This is a genomic window from Ruminococcus sp. (genome assembly GCF_024684275.1).
Genome location: NZ_JAIKXF010000079.1, coordinates 1 through 22,759 on the forward strand (window position 1 = coordinate 1; position 22,759 = coordinate 22,759).

At 41.7% G+C, this 22,759-nt stretch carries 17 protein-coding genes; 12 read left to right on the forward strand and 5 right to left on the reverse strand.

From position 1 onward, the window contains the following. Positions 1-325: 325 nt before the first annotated feature. From K5677_RS08315 to K5677_RS08335, 5 genes are all read right to left on the reverse strand, one after another. Positions 326-1,648 carry a relaxase/mobilization nuclease domain-containing protein gene (locus tag K5677_RS08315; RefSeq protein ID WP_296726747.1) on the reverse strand — a complete coding sequence of 441 codons (1,323 nt, stop codon included), beginning with the start codon at positions 1,646-1,648 and terminating at the stop codon, positions 326-328. Continuing rightward, positions 1,648-1,959 (reverse strand): plasmid mobilization relaxosome protein MobC, encoded by a 312-nt coding sequence (mobC, locus tag K5677_RS08320; protein WP_296726750.1) that lies wholly within the window; start codon positions 1,957-1,959, stop codon positions 1,648-1,650. Before mobC ends, K5677_RS08315 begins: the two co-directional genes overlap by 1 nt. Before the next feature lie 277 nt (positions 1,960-2,236). Next, a complete protein-coding gene (locus tag K5677_RS08325) occupies positions 2,237-3,367 on the reverse strand; it encodes an AAA family ATPase (protein ID WP_296726753.1) in 1,131 nt (376 codons plus the stop codon). 182 nt (positions 3,368-3,549) lie between these two features. Beyond that, positions 3,550-3,801: a hypothetical protein gene (locus tag K5677_RS08330; protein WP_296726754.1), complete on the reverse strand. Its 252-nt coding sequence runs from the start codon at positions 3,799-3,801 to the stop codon at positions 3,550-3,552. A gap of 333 nt (positions 3,802-4,134) precedes the next feature. Then, the gene (locus K5677_RS08335; protein WP_296726757.1) at positions 4,135-4,917 is read right to left on the reverse strand and encodes a hypothetical protein; all 783 of its coding nucleotides are present in this window, start codon (positions 4,915-4,917) and stop codon (positions 4,135-4,137) included. 384 nt (positions 4,918-5,301) lie between these two features. On the opposite strand from K5677_RS08335, the gene K5677_RS08340 reads away from it, so the two are divergent. Genes K5677_RS08340 through K5677_RS08395 form a run of 12 tightly spaced genes read left to right on the forward strand, consistent with a single transcriptional unit; the run spans position 5,302 to position 22,759 of the window. Then, the gene (locus K5677_RS08340; protein WP_296726760.1) at positions 5,302-6,024 is read left to right on the forward strand and encodes a 4'-phosphopantetheinyl transferase superfamily protein; all 723 of its coding nucleotides are present in this window, start codon (positions 5,302-5,304) and stop codon (positions 6,022-6,024) included. Beyond that, entirely contained in the window at positions 6,008-6,706 is a 699-nt protein-coding gene (locus K5677_RS08345) for an ABC transporter ATP-binding protein (RefSeq protein ID WP_296726763.1), read from the forward strand. Before K5677_RS08340 ends, K5677_RS08345 begins: the two co-directional genes overlap by 17 nt. Continuing rightward, positions 6,703-8,946: an ABC transporter permease gene (locus K5677_RS08350; RefSeq protein WP_296726765.1), complete on the forward strand. Its 2,244-nt coding sequence runs from the start codon at positions 6,703-6,705 to the stop codon at positions 8,944-8,946. Before K5677_RS08345 ends, K5677_RS08350 begins: the two co-directional genes overlap by 4 nt. A 5-nt stretch (positions 8,947-8,951) precedes the next feature. Continuing rightward, a complete protein-coding gene (locus K5677_RS08355) occupies positions 8,952-9,692 on the forward strand; it encodes an SDR family oxidoreductase (RefSeq protein ID WP_296726767.1) in 741 nt (246 codons plus the stop codon). After that, positions 9,689-10,456, forward strand: a complete 768-nt coding sequence (locus K5677_RS08360) for a thioesterase domain-containing protein (protein ID WP_296726769.1) — start codon at positions 9,689-9,691, stop codon at positions 10,454-10,456. The genes K5677_RS08355 and K5677_RS08360 overlap by 4 nt, the downstream gene beginning before the upstream one ends. 2 nt (positions 10,457-10,458) lie before the next feature. Further along, complete coding sequence (locus K5677_RS08365) at positions 10,459-12,138, forward strand: polyketide synthase (protein WP_296726771.1); 1,680 nt, start codon at positions 10,459-10,461, stop codon at positions 12,136-12,138. 19 nt (positions 12,139-12,157) lie between these two features. Next, the gene (locus K5677_RS08370) at positions 12,158-12,400 is read left to right on the forward strand and encodes an acyl carrier protein (RefSeq protein ID WP_296726773.1); all 243 of its coding nucleotides are present in this window, start codon (positions 12,158-12,160) and stop codon (positions 12,398-12,400) included. Between the two features lie 56 nt (positions 12,401-12,456). Next, the gene (locus K5677_RS08375) at positions 12,457-13,626 is read left to right on the forward strand and encodes a condensation domain-containing protein (protein WP_296726777.1); all 1,170 of its coding nucleotides are present in this window, start codon (positions 12,457-12,459) and stop codon (positions 13,624-13,626) included. Beyond that, positions 13,619-19,675, forward strand: a complete 6,057-nt coding sequence (locus K5677_RS08380; RefSeq protein WP_296726781.1) for a non-ribosomal peptide synthetase — start codon at positions 13,619-13,621, stop codon at positions 19,673-19,675. Before K5677_RS08375 ends, K5677_RS08380 begins: the two co-directional genes overlap by 8 nt. Then, complete coding sequence (locus K5677_RS08385) at positions 19,672-20,367, forward strand: alpha/beta fold hydrolase (protein WP_296726783.1); 696 nt, start codon at positions 19,672-19,674, stop codon at positions 20,365-20,367. The genes K5677_RS08380 and K5677_RS08385 overlap by 4 nt, the downstream gene beginning before the upstream one ends. Beyond that, entirely contained in the window at positions 20,364-20,594 is a 231-nt protein-coding gene (locus K5677_RS08390; protein WP_296726786.1) for an acyl carrier protein, read from the forward strand. Before K5677_RS08385 ends, K5677_RS08390 begins: the two co-directional genes overlap by 4 nt. Next, complete coding sequence (locus tag K5677_RS08395; RefSeq protein ID WP_296726788.1) at positions 20,594-22,759, forward strand: class I adenylate-forming enzyme family protein; 2,166 nt, start codon at positions 20,594-20,596, stop codon at positions 22,757-22,759. Before K5677_RS08390 ends, K5677_RS08395 begins: the two co-directional genes overlap by 1 nt.

A 22,759-nucleotide genomic window follows, 5' to 3' on the forward strand; every position in this document is an offset into this window, starting at 1 on the left:
CGGCATTAGTTCTTCAAGTGTCACAAATGACATTTTCATTTGCTTGCTTTCGGCTCGTTTTAACATCGTTGCTACCTCACTTTCGATACTTTTATTATACCATATTCAGCACTCGATGTCGAGGGTTTGTCAACAGCACCGGTTCACCACCTCATAGTCATGACGGGATATTTCATCCCACCATACATTATTCCATTATGGGAACTCGGTCCTGAGTGCAGTCCTGTTTCGGGACTTCATCCCTCTCAAGTAACGTCACGGTAGTTGAGTGTACCCTGATTCAAGGTACACCTACCGATGACTTCATATTATAGCGAGCCGTCGCTTATCCCATATGCATACCGAGTTCTTCCTTTTTACGGAGCACCTTTGCAAGAGCCTTGCGGTCAATGTGCTCCCGAGCATACTCAATATCGTCGTCAGGCTCGTCCTCTATCAGCGTAGCCACAGCAGCAATGCCACCGATGAAATCAGGTGCAGGAGCTCTATCACTGCTACTATTGTGAGCAGTCTGAAGCCTTTCTTCCTGTTCAGCTCGTCGGAGCATTTCAGCTGCGATAAGGTCTGCGCGTTCAGTTTCCCAGCCTGTGATGACAACTTCTCCGTCGCCTGATCCAGTTTCGATACCTCTGCCGTCACGTTCTGCGATGTCTGCTCCTGTATCTCCTTCCCCCGTTCCAGTAACTGATCGTATATTGTCTGCTGATTTCGCAGATACAGTTTCATCTGTGCGTATGTCATAGTCACGTCTGCTTGAGCTTTGACTTCCAGTATTGTATCTGTCAGGAGCTTCAGCTGTGAAATCATTGCCTGCCAGTTGCTTTCCTGGACACAGACCATAGTCGGTATGTCCTGTGCCTCCTGCATATTCTGCTTGGAGGCTGCTTTCATTTCCTCTAATTTTGAATTCATATTCCATCATCTCCTTTGTATATCTCGCATCATGCAGTTTGTTGTCACGGCATCTTCTGCCATTGGGACAAGTGTAAGTGATATATTTTCGGCTGTCTTCCCATTTAACATCGTAGCCGTACTGCTTCATGTAAAAGCGAAATTGTTTCTTGCTCTTGGCTCGTTTCATGACTGCGTCAATGGTATTGACGAGGTTCATTTTCCAGCTCTCGCCGCGCATTGCACTCCTATACTCGCCAGCGGTCACACCGTGGGTCTGCTTTCCAAGCTCGGGCTGAGAGATAGTTATCACTCCGTACTTCTGACAAATTCCATCGCTGATCTGCCGCAGGTCTTGCAGTGTGAACTTGTTGGAGTGGTACTTCAAACCTGTGTCAGCATTGACTGCGTTCAGTATAAAGTGCGAGTGTATGTGGTCGGCATCGGTGTGAGTTGCCACCACAACTTCGTGACCTTTGAATGCTCGCTCCGCAAACTCAACTGCTATCTTGTGTGCGAGTGCAGGCTCGATATAATAACCGCTCGGGTGAGACTGAACGAAGTGATAGTAGCGTATGCCGCCGGTCTTGTTGTACATCTCACGGGTATTTTTAAACTCCTGATACGCAGTAGGCAGCGAACAGTTGAGAGCCGTCACGAACTTTTTGTTTTCAGTTTTATCGTCGCGGCAAATGTATTCGAGACTTTTTTTGCCACCGCCGCCGTGCTTAGTACTTATAGCTGTGACCGTTGCCATCACTTCACCTCTTTCAGAAACTGACCAATCATCTCCGTGACCTTCCTGTGCTCGTCGAGGAGCGGCTGAAAGTTGACTGCGGTCAGCCTGTCCATGTTTGCAAGTGTAGCGATCTGATTGAGGTTGCGACCGATAGCTTTCTGCTGCCGAACTATCTCGTCGACGCCATTGGCGACAACAATTTTCTTGCCCAGAGCGCACCGCATTACGAAGTCGTTCAGCTTCAATCCGTGCCTCTCAGCCAGTTCATGAACACGTCTGCTTTCTTCTTCTGTACAGCGTATCGCTATGGTCATATTTTTCTTTCTCATGTTATCTACCTCCTTTTTCTTATGCCAATTAAAGTGGGTTCGGGCTTCTGCCCGACAAGCAAGGCGGCAGGCGGAATGCCAGCTGCTATGCTTGCCTTCCCAGAAGGGAAGATTTTTCTAGGGTACCGCTACTCTTCTCCTCAGCCGATAGTATCTATGTGGTATCGCCACATTCGTTCCACGTTGCGCGACAACCGCTTTTATCGGTGTAGTTGGGATACCTGTCCGCTTTCGGTATCAGTGGCAAAAAAGGCACATTTTGTGCGTGTTTATACTGTCACCCTGAACCACATATGCCGTCACCCGTATTTTTACCGTCACCCGACTCAAACAAAGGTAAATAGACGTTTCCTGAACTTCGGGTGCCGGCATGGTCAGCAATTTCTCCCCACAGCAAACTCCCGTTTTTACTGTCACCCGATTGGTCATAAATCAATTCCAATATTCGCGCTCCATGACTTCTGCGAGCTGTGAACAGCACTCCGTATGTTTTGAGTTCATTGGTATGCTGTACAAGATTTCTCGTTATCCAGTTCGGAGCATACTCGCGACCGAAGTGTTTGTACATTAGCTTGCATAGCTCAGTCGCCGAACCTGTGAAGCGGTTCTCATCGACCATGAGATCATGTATGGCAAAAGAGAAAAGGTCTGGCTGGTGCTCAGGTACATCGTCAACTACATTCCACCTATGATTATTGAACTCCAAACACAATTCCATGTGTTCAATGTCACGACCTGCGCAATGCAGTTTTGCTTTACCGCTGCCACGGCGCTCTTCGATCATCACCATGATACCGTCAACACTACCGATGATTCCTGTCGAACCTGATACCATATTGAACGGATCGCTGTCATAACACTTGCGCGTATGGTGTACGACAAGAATCGCAACTTTCAGTTTGTCCGCAAGTAATTTCAGAACGGAAAGCTCCTTGTAGTCAGAGCCGTAATTGACATCGGTACTGTACCTGACTTTCTGAAGTGTGTCGATAACAATAACTTTCAAATTTGGAAGCTCTTGCTTGCTCTTTTCAAGTTCTTCTTCCAGACCATTGCCGATTGACTTTGCTTCGATTGCGAAGTTGAGATTCTCACACGGTTCATCCGTGAGCTCATATATCCTATTTTGCAAGCGCAATAGGTTGTCCTCGAGACTGAGATACAATACCTGACCTGTATTCGTATCATGCATGAGGAACTGTTCACCATTAGCGACTGACAAACACAAGTCAAGTGCTAACCACGACTTGCCTATCTTCGGTGCGCCTGCAAGGATATACAGTCCCGGGTACATCATTTTGTAGATGATGTAATCCTGTTTTTCCAGCGGAGTTGTCATTATGTACTCGCTGTTGTAGATCTTTAATTCGTTTCCTATAAAATCATCTCCTTCTTTTTTCTCAGACACAGCCGACAGCTTTTTTCGTTACGGGTAACTACTCGCGCGAACTATTTGTGTGGCAGTGTCTGGCGGATATTTGCTCACTCAAGTGAAAAATGTGGGAGCAATATGCTTTTTACAATTCGAACTGTTTTTGGCACATAGAGCAGACACATCACGAACGGGTCAGGGCAAAAGCGCGCGATACATCACGGACCTGCTGCGAACTCACAGTGGTATCCGCCGCACTCCTGCATGACCAAATCAGAAGCCGCCCGACTGCACATCGGACTCATAGGCAGCTTAAATGCTCGGCTACCCTGGCACACTCCCATTGCCTGCGACGGTTTTATCACGCTCGGACTGTGGCTGAGTGTAAGTATCCGTTCCCGACTTTCATCGCTTACTTCACACCTGCGCTGTGTGAAACCGAAGATCTTATCGCTCGCCTTGCGGGTCATCGCGCATCTTCGGGCTGGTACAGCTCACCACCCCACCATCGGAAACAACGTAACTCCTGATCCCATATTCAATTGTCAAGTTTCTGTTTTCTTTTACTTGTTCATTTTAGGTCACCTCTTGGTATAACAGCTTTGTATTATATTATGTTTTATATCATATTACAAGTTTTGGAGAAGAATAAGCAGTGTTGCTAATTGAACTCTGCTCTGCTTCATGCCAATATGTAATAGTATATTTAATAAATGCTATTACATTTTCCATTTATATTATAACACACTGTTTTTATTTGTCAAGCCCCCATCAAAATCTTGGAAACAAAAACGAGCAAAGCGTCAATGCTTTGCTCGGGACTTGTATACGTTATATTGATTGCGGCAGCGAGCTGAACAGAACTCGCTGCGTATATCGGCTGCATGAAATAACTTTCCGCAGTGCTTGCAGGTGCGAAGCGGCTTCTTTTTGTCAGTTACTGCTTTGGCAAAGGCTAAGTCTATCATTGCCTTGAGCGAATCGTACTCGCACAGTAGGTTCAGACCGTTCCTGTCGTCTATCTTATATGACAGGCGAGGAGGAATGAACTCCGTCAGCTTAGATTCCTTGCATACCATGAAACTGTACAGATACTTGAAGTATTTCTTTACCCAATCAAGCGGCTCACAGTACTTATATTTTCGCAGGAACATAGTCGAGTATATCGGGCTGCGGTAGTACAGTCTCAGCTTGCCTTTTTGGTTGGATTTAGACATTATATCAATGTTATCGAGAGGAAAGAAGGTCTTTGCAAAATCGTTCACATCAACTATTCCGCTGTCAGTGAAGATATTATCGCGGACGATGACACGCTCATTTTTACCTATATCCGCGCCTGCAATGTCGGGCATTATACCAAGCAGACCGTACTTGTGAACGAAATCAAGCACCATCTCATTCTGACCGAGAGCGTTATCAGTAAGATACTTGCCGAGATTTAGTGCGTCGGTCATTATTTCATTTTCACTCTTAATTGGATCATAGACCGAGCCATATTCGCAGGGAACTATATCCTCCATGCCTTCTATGCTCTTTATTTCATATCTTGTATTTTTATGCCAATGGCTTACTAATAAGTTTTTCATGCTCACCTCGTTGTAACTGTATAATATTATATTTATATTACAATTTTATTCTAACATACTATCATCTGTTTGTCAAGTATTCAAAACAATTTGGCGTTAAAGCTTTTTTCCAAAAAAGAATTATTGAGGGGTGTTTTTGTTGCGGCAATTTAGAATGAAAATACATAGTATATTGAGTATTTTTTATCGAAGCGTTAAAAAGTTCTTGACAAACCAAATGTTATATGATAAAATATCAAATGTGTGTTTTATACTGCTAACAATATTTGCTTAATTTTTCACTTTTTGCATTTTTCATTGAAATTAATGCTGTTTGGAGAAGCCTTTTAACTGAAATATTTTTACTTTTAAGTTAGTACTGCATAACAAATGGAGGCTATTATTATGAAAAGAACTGATATATGGCTTGAGGTTTTTTTGTGTGACATATCTGATTTGCTTCCCGAATGGATTAATAGTAATTTACTCTTAATTGATAATGCCAGGCTTGAAAAGCTCAAAAAGCTTAAAAGGGAAGACGACAGAAACAGATGTGCAGTTTCGGGATTTCTTCTTTACTATGTATTCAGTTCCTTTTTTCAAATTCAATTTGAAAAATCTATGATAATTACTGCTCTGTCCGGAAAGCCCGAACTGAATAATGGTATCATGTACTTTAACCTCTCTCATTCGGGTAGTAAAGTAGCTGCATCATTCAGCAATCTGCCTACAGGTATAGATGTGGAAATGAAGAAACCGGTTAAAAGAGAAGTTTATCGGCATTGTATGACAAAACAGGAAGAAGAGCGTCTTGTGTCTATTGATGAAAGGCAAAGAGACAGCGAATTTATCAGATTATGGACAAAAAAAGAAAGCTTTACAAAAATGACAGGAATGGGCTTATATGACAGTTTTGAAGGTTTTAGCATAAAAAACTGCGAAAAATGTCTGGCTGAAGTCTGGAGAGGAGATAAATGCAAAAAAATATGGATAGATTCTATTGAAGAAGAAAACTATTGGCTGTCGGTCTGTGTGGATACAGATGAAAACTTACCGGGAATGAATATCCATAGGATCAGTTTTAGTGAAATAATGGAAAGGATAGAAGAAAATGTACTTAGAAGTTAATGAAATCGTAAAAAAATACAATAGCGACTCTACAGAATTTCTTGCACTTGATCATGTCAGCTGTAAAGTCGAAAAGGGAGAGATATGTGTTATTCTCGGTCCCTCCGGAAGCGGTAAAAGTACTCTTCTTAATTTGCTTGGAGGTATTGATATTGCTGACAGCGGAACCATCAAAGTAGGAGGCAGGGAAGTAACTGCTCTTAATAAGAAAAAACTGGTAGATTATCGGCGCTCTGATGTAGGTTTTGTTTTTCAGTTTTATAATCTTATCCCTGATCTGAATGTTAAAGAGAATATTTATGCTGTTGCGGAAATATCATCAACATCTGTTAATGTTGACAAGCTTATGCAGGAACTGGGCATCGCCGAGCTTGCTAAGCGTTATCCGAGGGAATTATCAGGAGGTCAGCAGCAGAGAGTTGCTATTGCAAGAGCAATAGTAAAAGAACCTAAGCTGCTGCTTTGTGATGAACTTACGGGAGCACTTGATACAAAGTCATCGAAAATGGTTTTAAAGGTAGTCGAAAATGTTAATAGAGAGCATGGTACTACTACTGTTATTATAACTCATAATGAAGATATAGCTAAAATGGCTGACAGAGTTATTCGCCTCAAGGACGGCAGGATCATATCTGATCATAAGAATGAAACAAAGATTTCTGCGGAGGAGTTAGAACTGTGAAAACGATAAACAAAAGAGTATTTCGTGGGATATTCAAGGATCTTTCCTTTTATATCAGCAGTATTCTCCTTACAAGCATTGCCGTATTGCTTTTTCTTGCAGAGCTGTCCGCAGGAGATACTGTTGAGAAGAATTATATCGGATTTATGGAACGTAATAATGTTGAATCGGCAGAATTCTCGGTTATGCAGCCGTTGTCCGATGAGGATATAGAGCGGCTTTCAGAAAAATACGATCTTTTAATTGAAAAACAGGAGTATATCGACTGCTGTGAAGATGATTTCACCCTTCGTATCTTTAAGCCTACAGAGAATATAAATAAATATGAAGTTCTTGAGGGCGAAGATGTTTCGGATGATGATCAGATAATGCTCAGTAAAGGCTTCATGGAAGCAAATAATTTTAAAATAGGTGATATGCTTTCTCTTGGGGGTAAAGAGTTTAATATATCAGGTGCAGCACAGCGTCCCGATTATTTGTATATGCTCCATAATGAAAGTGATATATATCGTTCAAACGCTGCGTTCGGTATGGCGGTTATGACTGATGAGGGCGTTGAAAGCCTTGGAAAGACCGCTGTATTTTATTCTGTTATCTATAATAATAACAGTAAAGAGGCAACAGAATTTTTCCGCAGAGAACTGAATGATGAGTTCACAACCCTGAGTTATACGTCTGCTGAGAATTATTCTAGGATACACAAGGTAGGCGAAGTCCGGGATACGTGTACGGTGACGGGCTACAGTATCATTGCAGTGATGTCTTTACTCGTTATAGCTGTAGTTTCGCTTATTCTTGGACGTATTGTAAGGCGTGACGGCAAGCACATTGGTACGCTCAGTGCTTTTGGGATCTCAAGCAGTGAAATCAAGAATCATTATATGCTTTATGGAATAATCCCGGGAATTCTTGGAAGTATTGCAGGCATATTAATGACTGTTGCAGTAGTGAAACCTTTGGTAAAATACTCTATTTCCAATATAGAGTATCTTGAAGGAAGTGTTAAGATAAACAGTACGGCGTTAGTATTGAGCATTATAATACCTGCACTTAGCTATGCGTTGACAGCAAGAAGAGCAGCTTCCAAACTCCTGAAAAGATACAGGACAACAGAACTTCTCTCGGGCAGGACAGAGGGCAGTAAAAAGCGAAGAAGTCAGGTGCTTGAAAACTCTGATATAACGATTCGCAGAAAATTCAAGATACGCACGATCTTCACAAGCAAAAAAAGGACAATGATTGCTGTTATCGGAATGTTCTGCGGTGCGCTGTTTATTCTTTTCGGCTATACTATGACAGATTCTGTTCATCAATCATTTATTCACGGCTTTGATGATATGGGAAAATACAATTATCAGTATGTACTTTCCAAAACAGAAAGCGGTACTCCCGACGTCGGCGGAGAGGCAATGGTAATAGGAAGCTTTGAAGAGGCTGATAATGGTACGATAATTAATATTTACGGAGCTGAGAATGATACAGAGCTTGTAAATGTGAATGTTAACGGTAAGAGCTTTGATCCCGAAAAATTCTATGCTACATCTATTGCTTCAATAGTTTATGGTATAAAAGAGGGAGATCAAATTGAGGTAAGAAATCCGCTTTCACTTGAAAAGCAAACTATTGAGATATCAGGAATCATTGATAACGCAGTTGTTACGGGAATATTCACAGGCAGAGAAAATGCTTGCAGTTTTATGGGCATTGAGGACGAAAGCTTTTATAATGCTATCGTCAGCGAAAAAGCTATTGCAAACGAAGATGAACTTCAGATTTATACAAAGATTGAAAAAAATGCGCTCGGCGGACAGCTTGAAGAAGCAGCAACTGCTTTGAACGTTCTGCTGTATATGTTCTTTGTAATCGGTATTATTGTCTGCGTGGCATTTATCTATATCTGTGTAAATCAGGTAGTTACGGAGAATCAGCTCAGTATCTCCATGTTCAAGGTGCTTGGCTATAAAAACCGTGAAATAAACAGCATGGTTCTCAATTCATATGGTATTTTTGTTCCGTTGGTTTTTGCTGTTGCTATTCCCGCAACGCTGAGGATCACTCAGCGTATGCTGGACAGATATGCTGCCTTGTATCATTTTGAAGGCCATGCAAAGATCGAATTGATAAGTATTGTTATTTCTGCGCTGATATTTTTGTTAAGCTATGCAGTATCAATGATAGTTCTGCGCAAAAAAGTTTTAAATGCTGATATGGTAGAAGTAATGAAGGATCACAGGGAGTAAGAGAAATGAGTAAAACTGCATTGATAACAGGTGCGGCAGACGGCATAGGAAAAGCAGCAGCTTTGCGGCTGGCGAAGGAAGGCTATAATATAGCTTTACATATACACAGGGACAAAAGTATGGATCGTGCAGTCGAGACTGTCCGAGAGTGTAAAATATCGGGTGCGCCAGATACTTGCATATTGACAGGGGATCTTTCGGATAAGAAAAAATGCGAAGAAGCAGTATATGAGACTGCCGAGCGTATCGGCGGTCCTGATATACTCATAAACAATGCAGGTCTTGTCCGTTTTCTTCCGCTTGATAAAACAAGTGAGGAGATCTTCAGACTTGTTATGGGAAGTTGTTTTGACAGCACATTTTTTATGACACAGGCTGCTGTGCCGTATATGAAGAAGAAAAAATGGGGAAGAATTATCAATATTACTTCTCTTAGCTCAAAAACAGGTGTCAGAGGGCTTACTGCGTATACTGCTGCAAAAGGTGCGGCAGAATCTTTTTCGCGCAGTGCTGCTCTGGAGCTTGCGCAGTATGGCATAACCGTCAACTGCATCAGCCCGGGATTTGTAATGACGAGCTGGGCAAAGCAGATGACAGAAGCTACAATAAAAGCAAGAGAAGCCGAGATACCTCTCGGAAGATTTGCTTCGCCTGACGATATAGCTGCCGCTGCTGCATTTTTCGCTTCTGAAGATTCATCTTATATAACAGGAAAAACACTTGAAGTCACAGGAGGTTTGCAATGATGGAGAAAAAAGTAAAAATCAGAAGTAACTGGCTGGCACATGAAAAAAATATTAGTGACAGTCAGGTCAATATAGTTTGCTTCCCATTTGCGGGGGGGAGTGCTTCATATTTTGCGTCTTGGGGAAAGTGTATTTCCGATAGTGTGGGACTTATGCCTGTTCTTTATCCAATGCGCGAATTGAGAATGTCAGAGCCTATGCCAGAATATATTGATGAGCTTGCTGATATGATAGCAGGTGAAAGCATACTGTTTGAGAAGAAATTTATAATGTTCAGCCATTGTACGGGCTCGTTGGTAGCTTATGAGACTGCAAGGAAGCTTATGGAAAAATATGGTGTTTCTCCGGATTTTTTCGTTACAGCAAGTGAGCCTTCGCCGCGTAAAACTATTGTTAATCGTGCTGTTTTTGACATGGACGATAATGAGTTCGCCAATTATGCTGTCAGTCTTAAACTGCTCAGCAGTGATATGGTGAAAAATGCGGATTTTATGCGGTACTATTTCCCTGCATTCAAGGCGGATTTCCTTATGCATCAGCGATACGATGCGGAAGCACCTGCTTTTACACTTGAATGCCCTATATTGGCTCTGAGAGGAAGCGAAGATGAGCTTTCGACAAGGGAGATAATAAGTGATTGGTCAAAGTACACAGAAAGCGGATTTGAATATCACGAGTTTACAGGAGGACATTTTTTCATTGATCAGCATAAGAATGAGGTGATTGCTCTTATCCTTGAAGCATATGAGCGAATAGGGGGATAGGAATGGATATTGCAATCATAGGAGCTGATGTAAAAAACTCAGTTGCGGAAAATATGGAGGAATTCCATAAAGCTCTGTATAATGGGAAATGTGGAAGTCTTTGCAGTATCGAACAAAGATGCAGAATGACAGGAAGATTTGATCATGAAAAGGATATGGGCAATCTGAGATGTATGTCAGGAATAGAAAAGTTTGACTACAGATTTTTTGGATTGTCAAAGCGTGAAGCGCGTAGACTGTCCCCCGAGATAAGACTCAGTATGAATGCATTTGTAAATACTGTTTATGATGCGGGATACAGTCTTGAAAGCATAAGAGGCTCTGATATGGGATTGATCTTATGTCTGAGCAGCAGTGAAGATTATAGAAGTCTTTTTCCTGTCAAAGATGCATTTACATATATGGGAAGCAGTATTACCGCAATGGCAGGTGCACAGCTGTCGTACCGATTTGATCTCAGAGGTCCTGTTTTTATTATCGACAGCACTTGCTGTTCATCAGCAGCAGCGTTGCATGATGCTTGTTTGTGTCTTGCAGCAGGAGAGTGCGGCACGATAGCAGTGGGAGCTGTTGAAACGGCTTTGTTTCTGAAAGAAGGAGCTCGTCAGGAGCTTGACAGTATGGGAGTGTTTACCAAAAAGGATCACTGCTGTCCTATGGATAAGGAGTGTGATGGCATCATTCCCGGAGAAGCTGTCGGCTTTGTTATTCTTAAACCGCTTGAGGCGGCAGTTCGTGACGGAGACCATATCTATGCTGTAATAAAAGGAAGTGCTGTGAACAGCAACGGAAGCACGAGCCGTGATATCACATCACCATCAAAAGAGGCGGAGATCAATGTTACAAAGAAAGCGTTTGAACGCGCAGGTGTATCAGCAGATGATATAACCGAGTGCGAGCTTCATGCGGCAGGAACTCCTATCGGTGACAGGATCGAGTTTCAGGCTCTTTCCGAGATATACGGCAAAAGAAATGAAGAGCTTCCCGTAGGCAGTGTCAAGGCAAATATCGGTCATACAGGAAAGGTATCGGGACTTAGTGCTGTGCTGAAGGTCATCTGCGGCTTTTTGAATGATACAGTATATCCTGTTGCAAATCTGAATAATATTGACCCCGAGCTTGAACTTGGCGGCGGAATACTTAGACCTGTTACAGTTCCTGCTAAGTACAGTTCAGATAAACGGCGTATAGCAGATATTGCTTCATACGGCATAAACGGGACGAATGTTCATATCATTGCCGAGAAATATGATGACCGTACGGAGGAGTCACCGAAAGAGATGAAGATCGATTTTCTGAAGATTAGTGCATCAACTGAGGAGAATTTTTTTAAGTACCGTGATGCTCTGAGCGAATTTTTCGGAAAATTCAAAGGTAATATAGCTGATGCACTCTATACCCTCAATTCTGGCAGGGATGATCTTCGGTACAGAGCTGTAGTTCCTGTTTCGGAGGGCGATCTATCGGAAGTTGTTATGAAGGTGCAGCCTTTTGATTGTTTAGCAGGAACAAAGAGTGAAATATCTGATACCGAACAATATGATAATGCTGATCTTTCACAGCTATGGCTTTCGGGCGGTAAAATTGACTGGAAAAAGATATATTATGGCACAAAATGCCGCAGGATAACTGCACCGTGGGCGTATTATCCCAACGACAGTCTGTGGGCTTTTGAAATATAACTATGGAGGTAATATTATTATGGAAAAAAATGTAATTGCAGAGGAACTCATCAGCATCTGGAAGGACGCATTGGAAAGTGATGACGATATCGCTGCCGATATCTCATTTTTTGAGCTTGGAGGCAATTCACTTCTTGCAAGCGTTGTGGCTGAGGAAATAAATAAGAAATATGACGTTGATTTTGAAATAAAGGATATTTATGAGTATAACTGTATAAATGATCAGGCAGAGTTTATTTCAAAAAGACTTGCTGATAAATAATGACAAAACGACTGTTTGGCGGAAAGCCGCTACCTGTTTCCCGGGGGCAGGAGGCTATGATATATGGCGAAGAATATGGTGAGCGTGACGCAAAAGCTATTCTTATCGAAGGCAGAAGATTGCACGGTATCCTTGATGTTTCGGGATTATTTGACAGCATACGAAAAACAGCAGATGCTCAGGAAGGTCTCCGCATGATATGCGTAAAAAAAGAAAACGGATATTTTCTGGAATTAAGAGAAGCTTTAGATGAAAGCGACCTGTTTTATACTGATGCTATAAAGAATGAGGACGATATAAGAAAAGATGTGTTTGCAAGTGTGGCATCGTCAATGGAGCTTGACAAAAGCTTATTCAAGGTGAGGCTTTATACACTTGAAAACAATGTTCATATTCTTGCAGTCATCATGCATCATCTTATTGCTGATAATATTACTTTGTCAGTGGTAATTAATGAGATATTCAGCCGTTATGACGGCAATGTTCCGACTGCTTCGGCGCCCTATTCTCAATTCCTTATTGAGGAAGCTGAGTTTGCAGCCTCTGAGGAGGGCAGGAAACAGATAAAGTTCTGGGAAAATGAGATGAACGGCTATATCCCGCCGATAAGTGTTGGCGGTGAAAACTATGATGTAATTGCTGCGACGTCATTTGAAGTATCGGCAAAGCTTCTTGTAAAAAGCTCATCTGCTCTGAAAGTGAGCCCGTTTATGCTCTTTCTTGCAGCTTCGCATATAGCCCTTGGTCAGATACAGGGAACAGATGATACTGTCATAGGGTTAGCGTATGCTAATAGATTTGATAAGAAATATCGTAATACCTGCGGCTATCTTGCGCATATGGTGCAAAACCGTATCCGAGGAGTTGATCGTACGGACGCAAAGGCATTTGTCAGGGCAGCTGCAGATAAAATGTCTGAAAATATACGCTTTCAAAGGCTTTCACATTACGCAAGAGGCTCAAGAGTCAATATCGGTATGCAGGGCGATCCGATGCATATTACAAGGGAGCTCTTTAACGGACAGCCTGTTGAAAGAGTTCCCTTTGATTTCGACAGGAACGTTGATTATCTTATGATAAATGTAATACCCGATGTTCAGAAATATACTGTCCACTTGATATGTGATCCGTCAGTATATGGTTTTGACTATACAAAAAGACTTATTTCAGCTATGAAAGACTCTCTTTCCGAAATAATTGGCAGCGAGGAAAAAATATATGGATAAAACAAGATTAACAGATGTTCAGCTTGCATATCTTGTCGGACGAAGCAGTGCACTGCATTTAGGCGGGAATTCAACACACGGCTATGTTGAATTTCAGGGCGATGCATCGCCAGATATGATCGAAGATGCAATAAACCGTCTTATAATACGTCATCCGATGCTGCGTACTATCATAAATGATGATGGTACTCAGAATGTAGCAGACGAGTCTCCGAGATTTATTGTGAGCTGTGATGACATATCAAATCTGACTGAAAGTGAGCAGCAGGAGAGAATTTTTGATTATAGAAAAAAATACTCGGGAAGAGTATTTGAATGCGGGAAACTCCCGATGTTTGCTGTACACGCTTTTAAAATGAAAAAAGGTGTGCGCTATTGCTTTGACGCGGACCTTATGATAATGGATCGTTCGAGCTTTGAGATATTCTTTAATGAACTTGAGATGGTTTGCAGCGGAAATGAGGACAAACTTCCTGCTTTGAAAGAAGATTTTTTCTCCTATGCTCTTTGCCGTGAAGAAAATAAACTGAAAAGTGCTCAGGCTGATGATGAATTCTTTAATGAGTTTATTCGTGATTTCCCTGTGAATACAGTGATACCCGAGTGTAAAACACCTGCGTTTTCGGGAATGAAGTTCACATTTATAGAGGATAGCATAAGCGCGGATAAATGGCAGACAATTAAGAATGAACTTGCTCAGCGTCACATAATCCCAACTGTTTATCTTATGGTGTGCTACGCATCGGCTCTTGCAAAATGGAGCGGTGAAAACAGGGTGGCTGTAAATGTGACAAGTGCGATGAGAAACGTGGGACACAGATATTTCAGCGGAGTGATCGGTGATTTTACCGATCTTATCATTGCTGATGTTGAGCTTGCAGCAGGTAAGGATATATATGATGTTTGCAGACAGGTGCAGCGTAAGCTCGGACAGTACATGAAGCATTCATCAGGCGGCGGAATAAGGCTTCTCAGGCGTATCAGCGAAATTCACAATATTGAAGACGGCATACCTTGTCCATATGCATTTACATCATCAATTGATGAGAACGGCTCAAAACTTAAAGATAACATTCTCGGAAAAACGGTTTATCAGATAAGCCAGACTCCGCAGGTAAGGCTTGACTGTCAGGTATATGAGGATAATGAGAAACTGTATATTCGTTTTGACTATCCTGAGCGTGTGAACGATGATAATGCTGTCCGTGAGATGCATGCCTTCATGCTGTGCCTCGCAGAAAGCGGTTCTGCTGATTATTCTGCGTTAAGACAGCATGAATACAACAAAACGGACTGGGATATAAAATGTAATACGCTCCAGCATCTATTTTCAGAAAACGCTTCAGAACACCCTGAGCGTATAGCTGTCATATGCGGAAACAAAAGCTATACTTACAGAGAACTTGATAAGCGCTCTGATGACGCTGCGTTCTTTATTGAAGAAAACGGCTGTGCAGGAAAGCGTGTGGCGGTAAAAGGCGAGAGATGCTTTGAAACAGTTGCGCTGTTTTTAGGTATACTAAAAACAGGCGGAAGCTATATACCGCTTGATCCTTCATGGCCTGAGGAAAGATGCAGTTATGCAATGAAGCAGGCTGAATGCGGATTTTGCATTAGCTCTGATACATCTATACCAGAGCGGAAAGAGAATTATGCTGTCAAGGGCAGCTCTGATGATGAGGCATACATAATTTTTACATCAGGAAGTACAGGCAGACCAAAAGGTGTTATGATATCTCAAAAAGCTGTCTGCAATACTATTCTTGACATTAATGATATGCTGAAGATCAATGAAAAAGATATTATCGCAGGTATCTCATCGTTTTGTTTTGATCTTTCCGTATATGATATGTTCGGTGCGCTGACAGGTGGCTGTACATTGCTTATCGTTAGGGATCTACAGGAAATGAACGAGGCTGTAACAAGTCATGGGGCGACCATATGGAACACTGTTCCTGCGATCATGGAGCTTTTCTGTACTACAGTGAACAAGCCTGCATCATTGAGAAAAATTATGCTAAGCGGAGACTGGATACCGCTTAATCTGCGTGACAGCATAAGAGAAAAAATGCCTGCTGCTGATGTGTATAGTCTCGGCGGCGCAACAGAAGGTTCGATATGGTCGATATATTTCCCGTTTGATAAAGTTGATCCTGACTGGAAAAGTATTCCTTACGGATATCCGTTAAGAAATCAGCAGATGTGGATATTAGGCAGCGATGACAGCATAAGTCCTGTGAATGTTGCAGGTGAGATATGTATCGGCGGAGCAGGTGTTGCCTACGGATATGTGGGAGATGAAGAAAGGACAAAAGCTCAGTTTTTTGTTCATCCTCAGCTGGGAAGACTGTATCGGACAGGGGATTACGGTGTATTTACGGATAAGGGATACATAGAATTCCTCGGAAGACGCGATTTTCAGGTGAAGCTTCATGGCTATCGTATTGAGCTGGGAGAGATCGAAAGCGTTATTGACAGTGTTGATGAGGTAGGACGTTCCGTTGCAAATGTTGTAAATACTGATAACGGTACACAGCATCTTCTGGCGTATGTTGTACCTAAAGATACTGAGGAAAAGATCTGTATCCATACATATGATGCGAAAAAAGTAATGGCCGAAGCGGGAAACAGCTTTGAATTCAAGGTAACTCCTGAGAATTTTTCAAAAATCAACAGTATGTTTGACCGTATTGCCATAGGGATAATGACAAATGCTTTGTGCAGTACAGGCTTTTTTGATAATACAGGTAATAAGCTGAGTGTGCGTGAAATGTGCGAAAAAGGCATACTGCTTGAAAAGTATGAAAAGCTTATGCTGCAATGGATGAAGGTGCTTTCTGAAAAAGGCTTTGTATCATTCGATAATGGTACAGCTGTATCACTTGTGTCACTGAAAAAGACTGATCTTACAGAACTGTTTGATGATCTGCAAAAAATGGACGGATATGAGTCGCTAAGCGGATATGCGGGATTCTTAAAGACAGCAGGTGACAATATCGCGGATCTCCTGTGCGGCAGGGAAAATCCTCTTAATATAATGTTCCCCGGCGGAAGCTGGGACAGAGCCGAAAATATGTATACCTGCAACCCTGCGGCTGATTATCTCAATGAAATGGCTTCAAGGACTGTAACTGACATAGCAGAAAAAATGCTTGCAGACGGCAGAAAAAAAGTACGTATACTTGAAGTAGGAGCAGGTATCGGCGGTACATCGGCAGCTATCCTTCAGAGCCTTCAGGATAGGCTGAACGGTAAGATAGAATACAGGTATACCGATCTTTCGGATTATTTTACTCACAGAGCAGCTGAAAAGTTTTCACAGTATGATTTTGTGGGATTTGGCGTATATGATCTTAATATGCATCCACAGCTTCAAGGATATGAGCCTGAGAGCTTTGATATAATTTTTGGCGCTAATTCCGTACATGATTCAGCATATCTTGTGCGCAGTCTGGGCTATCTAAGAACTATGCTGAAAAATGCTGGTGCCCTTGTATTGCTCGAAGGTACTAAAAATCAGCTTTTTTACAAGGTGACAATAGGACTTATAGATGGATTTTCGGGCTATATGGACGAGCGCGTAAAGAATAATGAGATTTTGCTTTCTGTTAACGAGTGGGAGCAATATTCAAGGGCGGCAGGCTTTTCGGATTTTATTTCTTTCCCGGAAAAAGGAGCTTGTGAAGAAGCTTTCGATCAGCATATTTTTGTTATGAATTCGGGAAAAAGAAGTGTTCATATTGACACAGAACATATTTTGCGCAGTATCAGCTCGTCACTTACAAGCTATATGATACCCGAGCGTATTTTTGTAATGAATGAGATACCTCTTTCGCCAAACGGTAAGGTCGACAGAAAGGCGCTTCCTGTCCCCGTACATTCTTTAAGCAAAATCAAGAAAGAATATATTGCTCCTGTGGATGAGATACAGAGCGTTATTTCTGACTGTTTTATGAGTGTTCTCGGACAGGAAAAAATAAGTGCAGATGCAAATATTTTTAAAGAAGGCGCAGATTCTCTAAAAGCGATCACCATTGTTGCAGAGCTTGAAAAGCACGGTATAAAGACAAATCTTTCAGAGCTTTATAAATATCCTTCTGTAATTGAGCTTTCTTCACAGGCTGAGCTGATATCTGTCGAAGATCAGCCTCAAATAGAGATATCGAGTGATAAGGATTTATATTCACCGTTCCGAATGACATATCAGCAGCAATCCTACTATCTGGGCAGGGTGCGCAGTGTAACAGGTGTCAGAGGAATACCTACGGGCGGATATGCAGAGCTTCTTTGCCGGGGATATGATAATTCAAAGCTTGAGAACGCAATGAATATGATAATTGACAGGCATGAGATATTCCGCTGCCGTTTTAATGAGGATTTTACTGTTCAGTTTATGAAGGATATCCCTCGGTTTATTATACCATATGTCGATATAAGCGATAAAAGCGAAGATGAACGTGAGAAATTCTTCCAAAATGTAAGACAGCGTATGATGAGTGATTATCCTGATATGACAAAGCCTCCGCTTCTCAAAATGGAAGCAGCAAAGATAAACGACAGTGATGCTATAATCAGTCTTTACATTGACGGACTTATACTTGACGGCTGGAGTGTGGAATTGTTTATCGGTGAACTTGGCAGTCTGTACAATACGGGCGAGTATCTCTATCCGCAGAAGCCTGATTTTACATTTAAAGATTATGTTGCATTTTTAGATAAGCAGAAGCATACTGCAAAATACGAAAGCGACCGTGAGTGGTGGATGAGACGCATAGATGATCTTCCCGGTGCAGCGACACTTCCTCTTATCGGCAATATCATGGAGCTTGGAAGTAATCAGGGAACACAGAATAGGTGCGGCATTACAATAGAATGCTTTGAGGCGCTTAAAGAAAAGGCGGCAGCAAGAGGGGGGTCGATCTTTTCAGTCCTGCTTACTTCTTTCGCAGCGGTTATCGGAAGATGGAATATGCATAATCGATTTATGCTTAATATACCCGAATTCAACCGACCTGATCTGGGAAATGATGTTGATAAAGTAATGGGAGTCTATTCGTCATTCCTGCTGTATACTTCTGATATTGATGCGAACATGAGCTTTGCTGATAATCTTCGCCGTACTCAGGAGGAAATACTTGCCTTAAAAGAGCATAACAGCTTTACCGGAATGGAGATAATCCGTGAAATTAACAGACGAAGCGGTGACCATAACAATGAAGTTTTAGTGCCAATAGTTTTCGGAATGATGCCGGAAAGACCAAATTATAACGAAAACTATCTGAAGATAGAGAAAGAGCTTTTTAATATTATATATCAGGAAAATCACACTTCCTTTGTCTGGATAGATATAAATGTAGCTCGTCATGGCAATATGGTGGATTTCAACTGGTGCAGTGTCCGAGGACTGTTTGATCAGGATATGATAACCGATATGATAAAAATGCAGGAAAAAATACTGTATACTGCCGCAAAGGAAAATTCTTTCTGGGAAAGACCTCTCAGAATAGAATTGCCGGAGCGTGACAGAAATATCCTCAAAATGTCGGGAAAGATATTGGATGGCAGCGGCACTGATGAGCTGAAAGAAAGATTTGCTGAGCAAAGCTTCATTGTTGCAGACGATGAATTACAGCAAATGCCGGTAGGTGCAGAAGGAATTCTTTGCGTCCGTGACGAAAAAAACGGAACTTTTATTCGTACAGGCTGCACTGCTCGTGTTCGTACTGACAGCGTCATTGAGATTTGCGGAAGAGAAGATGTTTCTGATTTTTGCGAAAAAACTTCAATTGATGAAAACGAAGAAAATGTATATGTCGATGACAGAACGGCAAAGCGAATATGCAGTATCTGGAGTGAAATAATGGGGCGCGACATTGAAGAAGATGATGATTTCTTTGAAGTCGGCGGCGATTCCATAATGGCTATAAAAATTCTTTATAAGCTTCGTGATGAGTTTTTCGAAGAATATGATATAAGAGATTTTTACAGTGATCACACTGCGCGGGGTATAGCCAGAACTATTGCTAAAATGAAGGAGGAGGCTATATGAAGGTTTTCCTTTTGGCTCATGCAGGGGGAAATGTATGGGAATACAAGCGTCTCTTTTCGGAGCTTGAGGAAGAAGCTGAACTGATCCCCATAGAGCTTCCTGCTGACGCAAGTACTGTTTCCAAAAAGGGATATGACGATTTTGAGGGATATTTGGATCATTCCATAAGGGCTATACGTTCAAATACCTCTGACGGAGAGAAAGTCATACTGTTCGGACACAGCTTCGGAGGCTATCTTGTACATGAGATTGCTTCGGTCATGCCTGAAAGAATAGCAGGCATAACAGCGTCCTGCTGCCGTCCGTATCATCTTTATACTATGCCCGATAAAGGAAATGGAACATATCTTGCTCTTTTCGGTTATAATGAAAATCTTTCGGAAAGATTAACAGAGCTGTTTGAACCGCTGATAGCTGATAAAATAGAGATAGTCGAGCGTTATTGCCAAAAGTATCGTGAAGGCAGAAAGAGGATAAAGCTTGATATCCCTTCGCAGGTGTTGTATGCAGATAAAGATGATAATATCTGCGGTTCTTCTGAATGGTTCGATTATTATGAAGAGAGAAACTGTGAAATAACCGAATTTAACGGCGGCCATTTTTACTGGCGTGATCTGGAGGAAAACAAGCAGCAGCTGATCAATTGCCTGAGAAAAATGATATGCCGCTTAAAAAAGGAGGAAAACCATTGAGAGATGAGATAGTGAAAATAATATCTGAAATCATAGAAACTCCGCCTGAAAAAATATCTGAAAGCTTGGATTTTGTCACTGAGTTTGCAGTCAATTCCTTACAGCGTATGCAGATTCTCGATGAGACAGAATGCAGATTGAATGTCAATATACCTGTAAGTGAAGGTCTGAAAAGAATGCGAAGTGTTTCGGGAATTGAAGAATTATTGGAGGAGTTAAAGAAATAATGGGATTTGTAAAAAGTCGGGACTATGAATTCGGAATGAATGATTGGTGCGGAAACTGGCTCAGTATGAAAGGGATTATAGAGACAAAGGAAGAACTCCTGACAGCTATAGCTGCTGAAAAAAATGTCTCTGTAAAAATGCTGAAAAGAGTCATACCTGAAAAGTTTATCGGTAAGAATGATGTTTTGTCAATGAGTATTACTGAAAATAAGGTGATCATAAAAAAAGAAAACAGTATAGCGGAAGGTGTTTCTGAGTACATAGGGCAGCGCGATTATCGCATAACGAAGGTCGGCGATAGATATATTATCGTTGATGATAAGGATAATGAGATGTTTTCGTATTTTACTCATCAGTCAAAATATCATTCTCAGGATAATTTTTCAATGTATATCTATAAGCTGAAAGGAACTGATACACCGATCTATATTTCGGTCACCGACATTGACAGCAACACGGAAGGAAGCAATGGTTGCAGTATTCACGCATTTATTTCCGAAAGTGAAAACGGACTTGATGATAATGCGAATATGTGTACATTTGTCCTTTGCAACGGAACCGAGGAAAATGTATTACGCGGACTTTTCGGTGTTGAGGTGAATGCAGCACCGATGGAGTTCTCGCCTGATATGACGCTTACGTCGTTTATACGCAGATGTGTTGACAGATATGGAGAGAGGCTGCTTTTCAAATTTGATGAGCAGGACGGTGCTGAACTGACATATTCACAGCTTTTCAGACGTGCAGAGCAAATAGCCGGAAAGCTTCGTTCCGCGGGACTGGATAAAGGTTTCGCGGCTGTGATATGTATGGAAACAAGGCTCGAATGGTATATATTCTTTTGGGCGGTACAGCTTGCAGGCGGCATTGTTGTAAATTATTCTCATAAAGCAAGTCAGGAAAGTCTTATGCTTGCGTTGAGAGAAACAAGAGCTCAGATAATGCTGATATCAGATCAAACAGATATTTCCTGTGCGGGAAAATCAGAAGATCTGAAGCTGATTATAGAATGCACAGAGAATGTACGTAACGGCTGTGTAAGCTGGAATGATTTTATAAATTCACAGGCAGCATATGATCTGTCATCAGAGCATATTGAACAAAGTAGCAATGACACCTGTCTTATCCAGTACACATCAGGCTCATCGGGAAAGCCGAAAGGTGTAATGCTTTCACACCGAGGTATGCTTTATGTTTCGGCGGAATGTGCTAGAAATACCGGAATGAGCTGTGCTGACAGGCTTATATCAATATCTCCGCTCAATCATAGTCTTGGATTGATAAACTGTATGCTTGGCCCGATGTTCAGAGGGGCGTCTATCTATCCTCTTAAAGAATTCACACCTGGTCATGCAGCGAAAAGCATAGCGAGAAACCGTATAACTATGACGGTTACTGTGCCATCAATGTATATACAGATATTTGAGTATGCCAAAAAGCATAAGCTTGATATTTCATCATTTCGCAAGGGCGCAGTCGGCGGTGCAGCACTTACTCCCGAAGAGATAAAAAGTCTCATATGTGATATGGGTATCACGGATCTTGTTCACGGATACGGAATGACAGAGTTTACGTCGGCTATGATAGTTGGAATGTATAATGATCCACTCGAAGTTAAAATGAATACGATAGGCAGGCCTGTTCCGGGCTCTGAAGCAAAAATAATAGATCTTAAAACTAAGGAAGAAATAAACGAACCTGAACGGGAGGGTGAGCTGTATTTCAGAGGCCCAGGCAGAATGAACGGATATCTTGGCGATAATGTGTGCTGTGATCCTGAGGAATTCTGCGCTACAGGCGATATCGTAAAACGCCGCAGCGACGGTAATTATGTTATTGTCGGAAGATGCAGTGATATTATAATTAAAGGCGGTGAAAATATTTCTCCGACACAGGTACAGAATACAATCCGTAACTGTAAAGGCGTCAGAAATGCTATTGTTGGTTCTGTTCCAGATAAAGATCTTGGTGAGGAACTTATTGCATTTGTTATAATGGAAAACGACATAAATGATATAATTCATCTGAGAGAGGAATTGCGGAATAAAACAGAGGAGATCAAGATACCAAGATATATTATCAGTGTGAAGGATTATATATATAATGTAAATGGAAAGCCCGATAAAAAAGCAATGATCAGTGCCTACAAAGAAGGAGTGTTGTGA

Coding starts and splice junctions, on each gene's coding strand:
- K5677_RS08315 (WP_296726747.1), bottom strand. CDS start 1,648: ATGGCAACGGTCACAGCTATAAGTACTAAGCACGGCGGCGGTGGCAAA.
- mobC (WP_296726750.1), bottom strand. CDS start 1,959: ATGAGAAAGAAAAATATGACCATAGCGATACGCTGTACAGAAGAAGAA.
- K5677_RS08330 (WP_296726754.1), bottom strand. CDS start 3,801: ATGACCCGCAAGGCGAGCGATAAGATCTTCGGTTTCACACAGCGCAGG.
- K5677_RS08335 (WP_296726757.1), bottom strand. CDS start 4,917: ATGAAAAACTTATTAGTAAGCCATTGGCATAAAAATACAAGATATGAA.
- K5677_RS08340 (WP_296726760.1), top strand. CDS start 5,302: ATGAAAAGAACTGATATATGGCTTGAGGTTTTTTTGTGTGACATATCT.
- K5677_RS08345 (WP_296726763.1), top strand. CDS start 6,008: ATGTACTTAGAAGTTAATGAAATCGTAAAAAAATACAATAGCGACTCT.
- K5677_RS08355 (WP_296726767.1), top strand. CDS start 8,952: ATGAGTAAAACTGCATTGATAACAGGTGCGGCAGACGGCATAGGAAAA.
- K5677_RS08360 (WP_296726769.1), top strand. CDS start 9,689: ATGATGGAGAAAAAAGTAAAAATCAGAAGTAACTGGCTGGCACATGAA.
- K5677_RS08365 (WP_296726771.1), top strand. CDS start 10,459: ATGGATATTGCAATCATAGGAGCTGATGTAAAAAACTCAGTTGCGGAA.
- K5677_RS08370 (WP_296726773.1), top strand. CDS start 12,158: ATGGAAAAAAATGTAATTGCAGAGGAACTCATCAGCATCTGGAAGGAC.
- K5677_RS08375 (WP_296726777.1), top strand. CDS start 12,457: ATGATATATGGCGAAGAATATGGTGAGCGTGACGCAAAAGCTATTCTT.
- K5677_RS08380 (WP_296726781.1), top strand. CDS start 13,619: ATGGATAAAACAAGATTAACAGATGTTCAGCTTGCATATCTTGTCGGA.
- K5677_RS08385 (WP_296726783.1), top strand. CDS start 19,672: ATGAAGGTTTTCCTTTTGGCTCATGCAGGGGGAAATGTATGGGAATAC.
- K5677_RS08395 (WP_296726788.1), top strand. CDS start 20,594: ATGGGATTTGTAAAAAGTCGGGACTATGAATTCGGAATGAATGATTGG.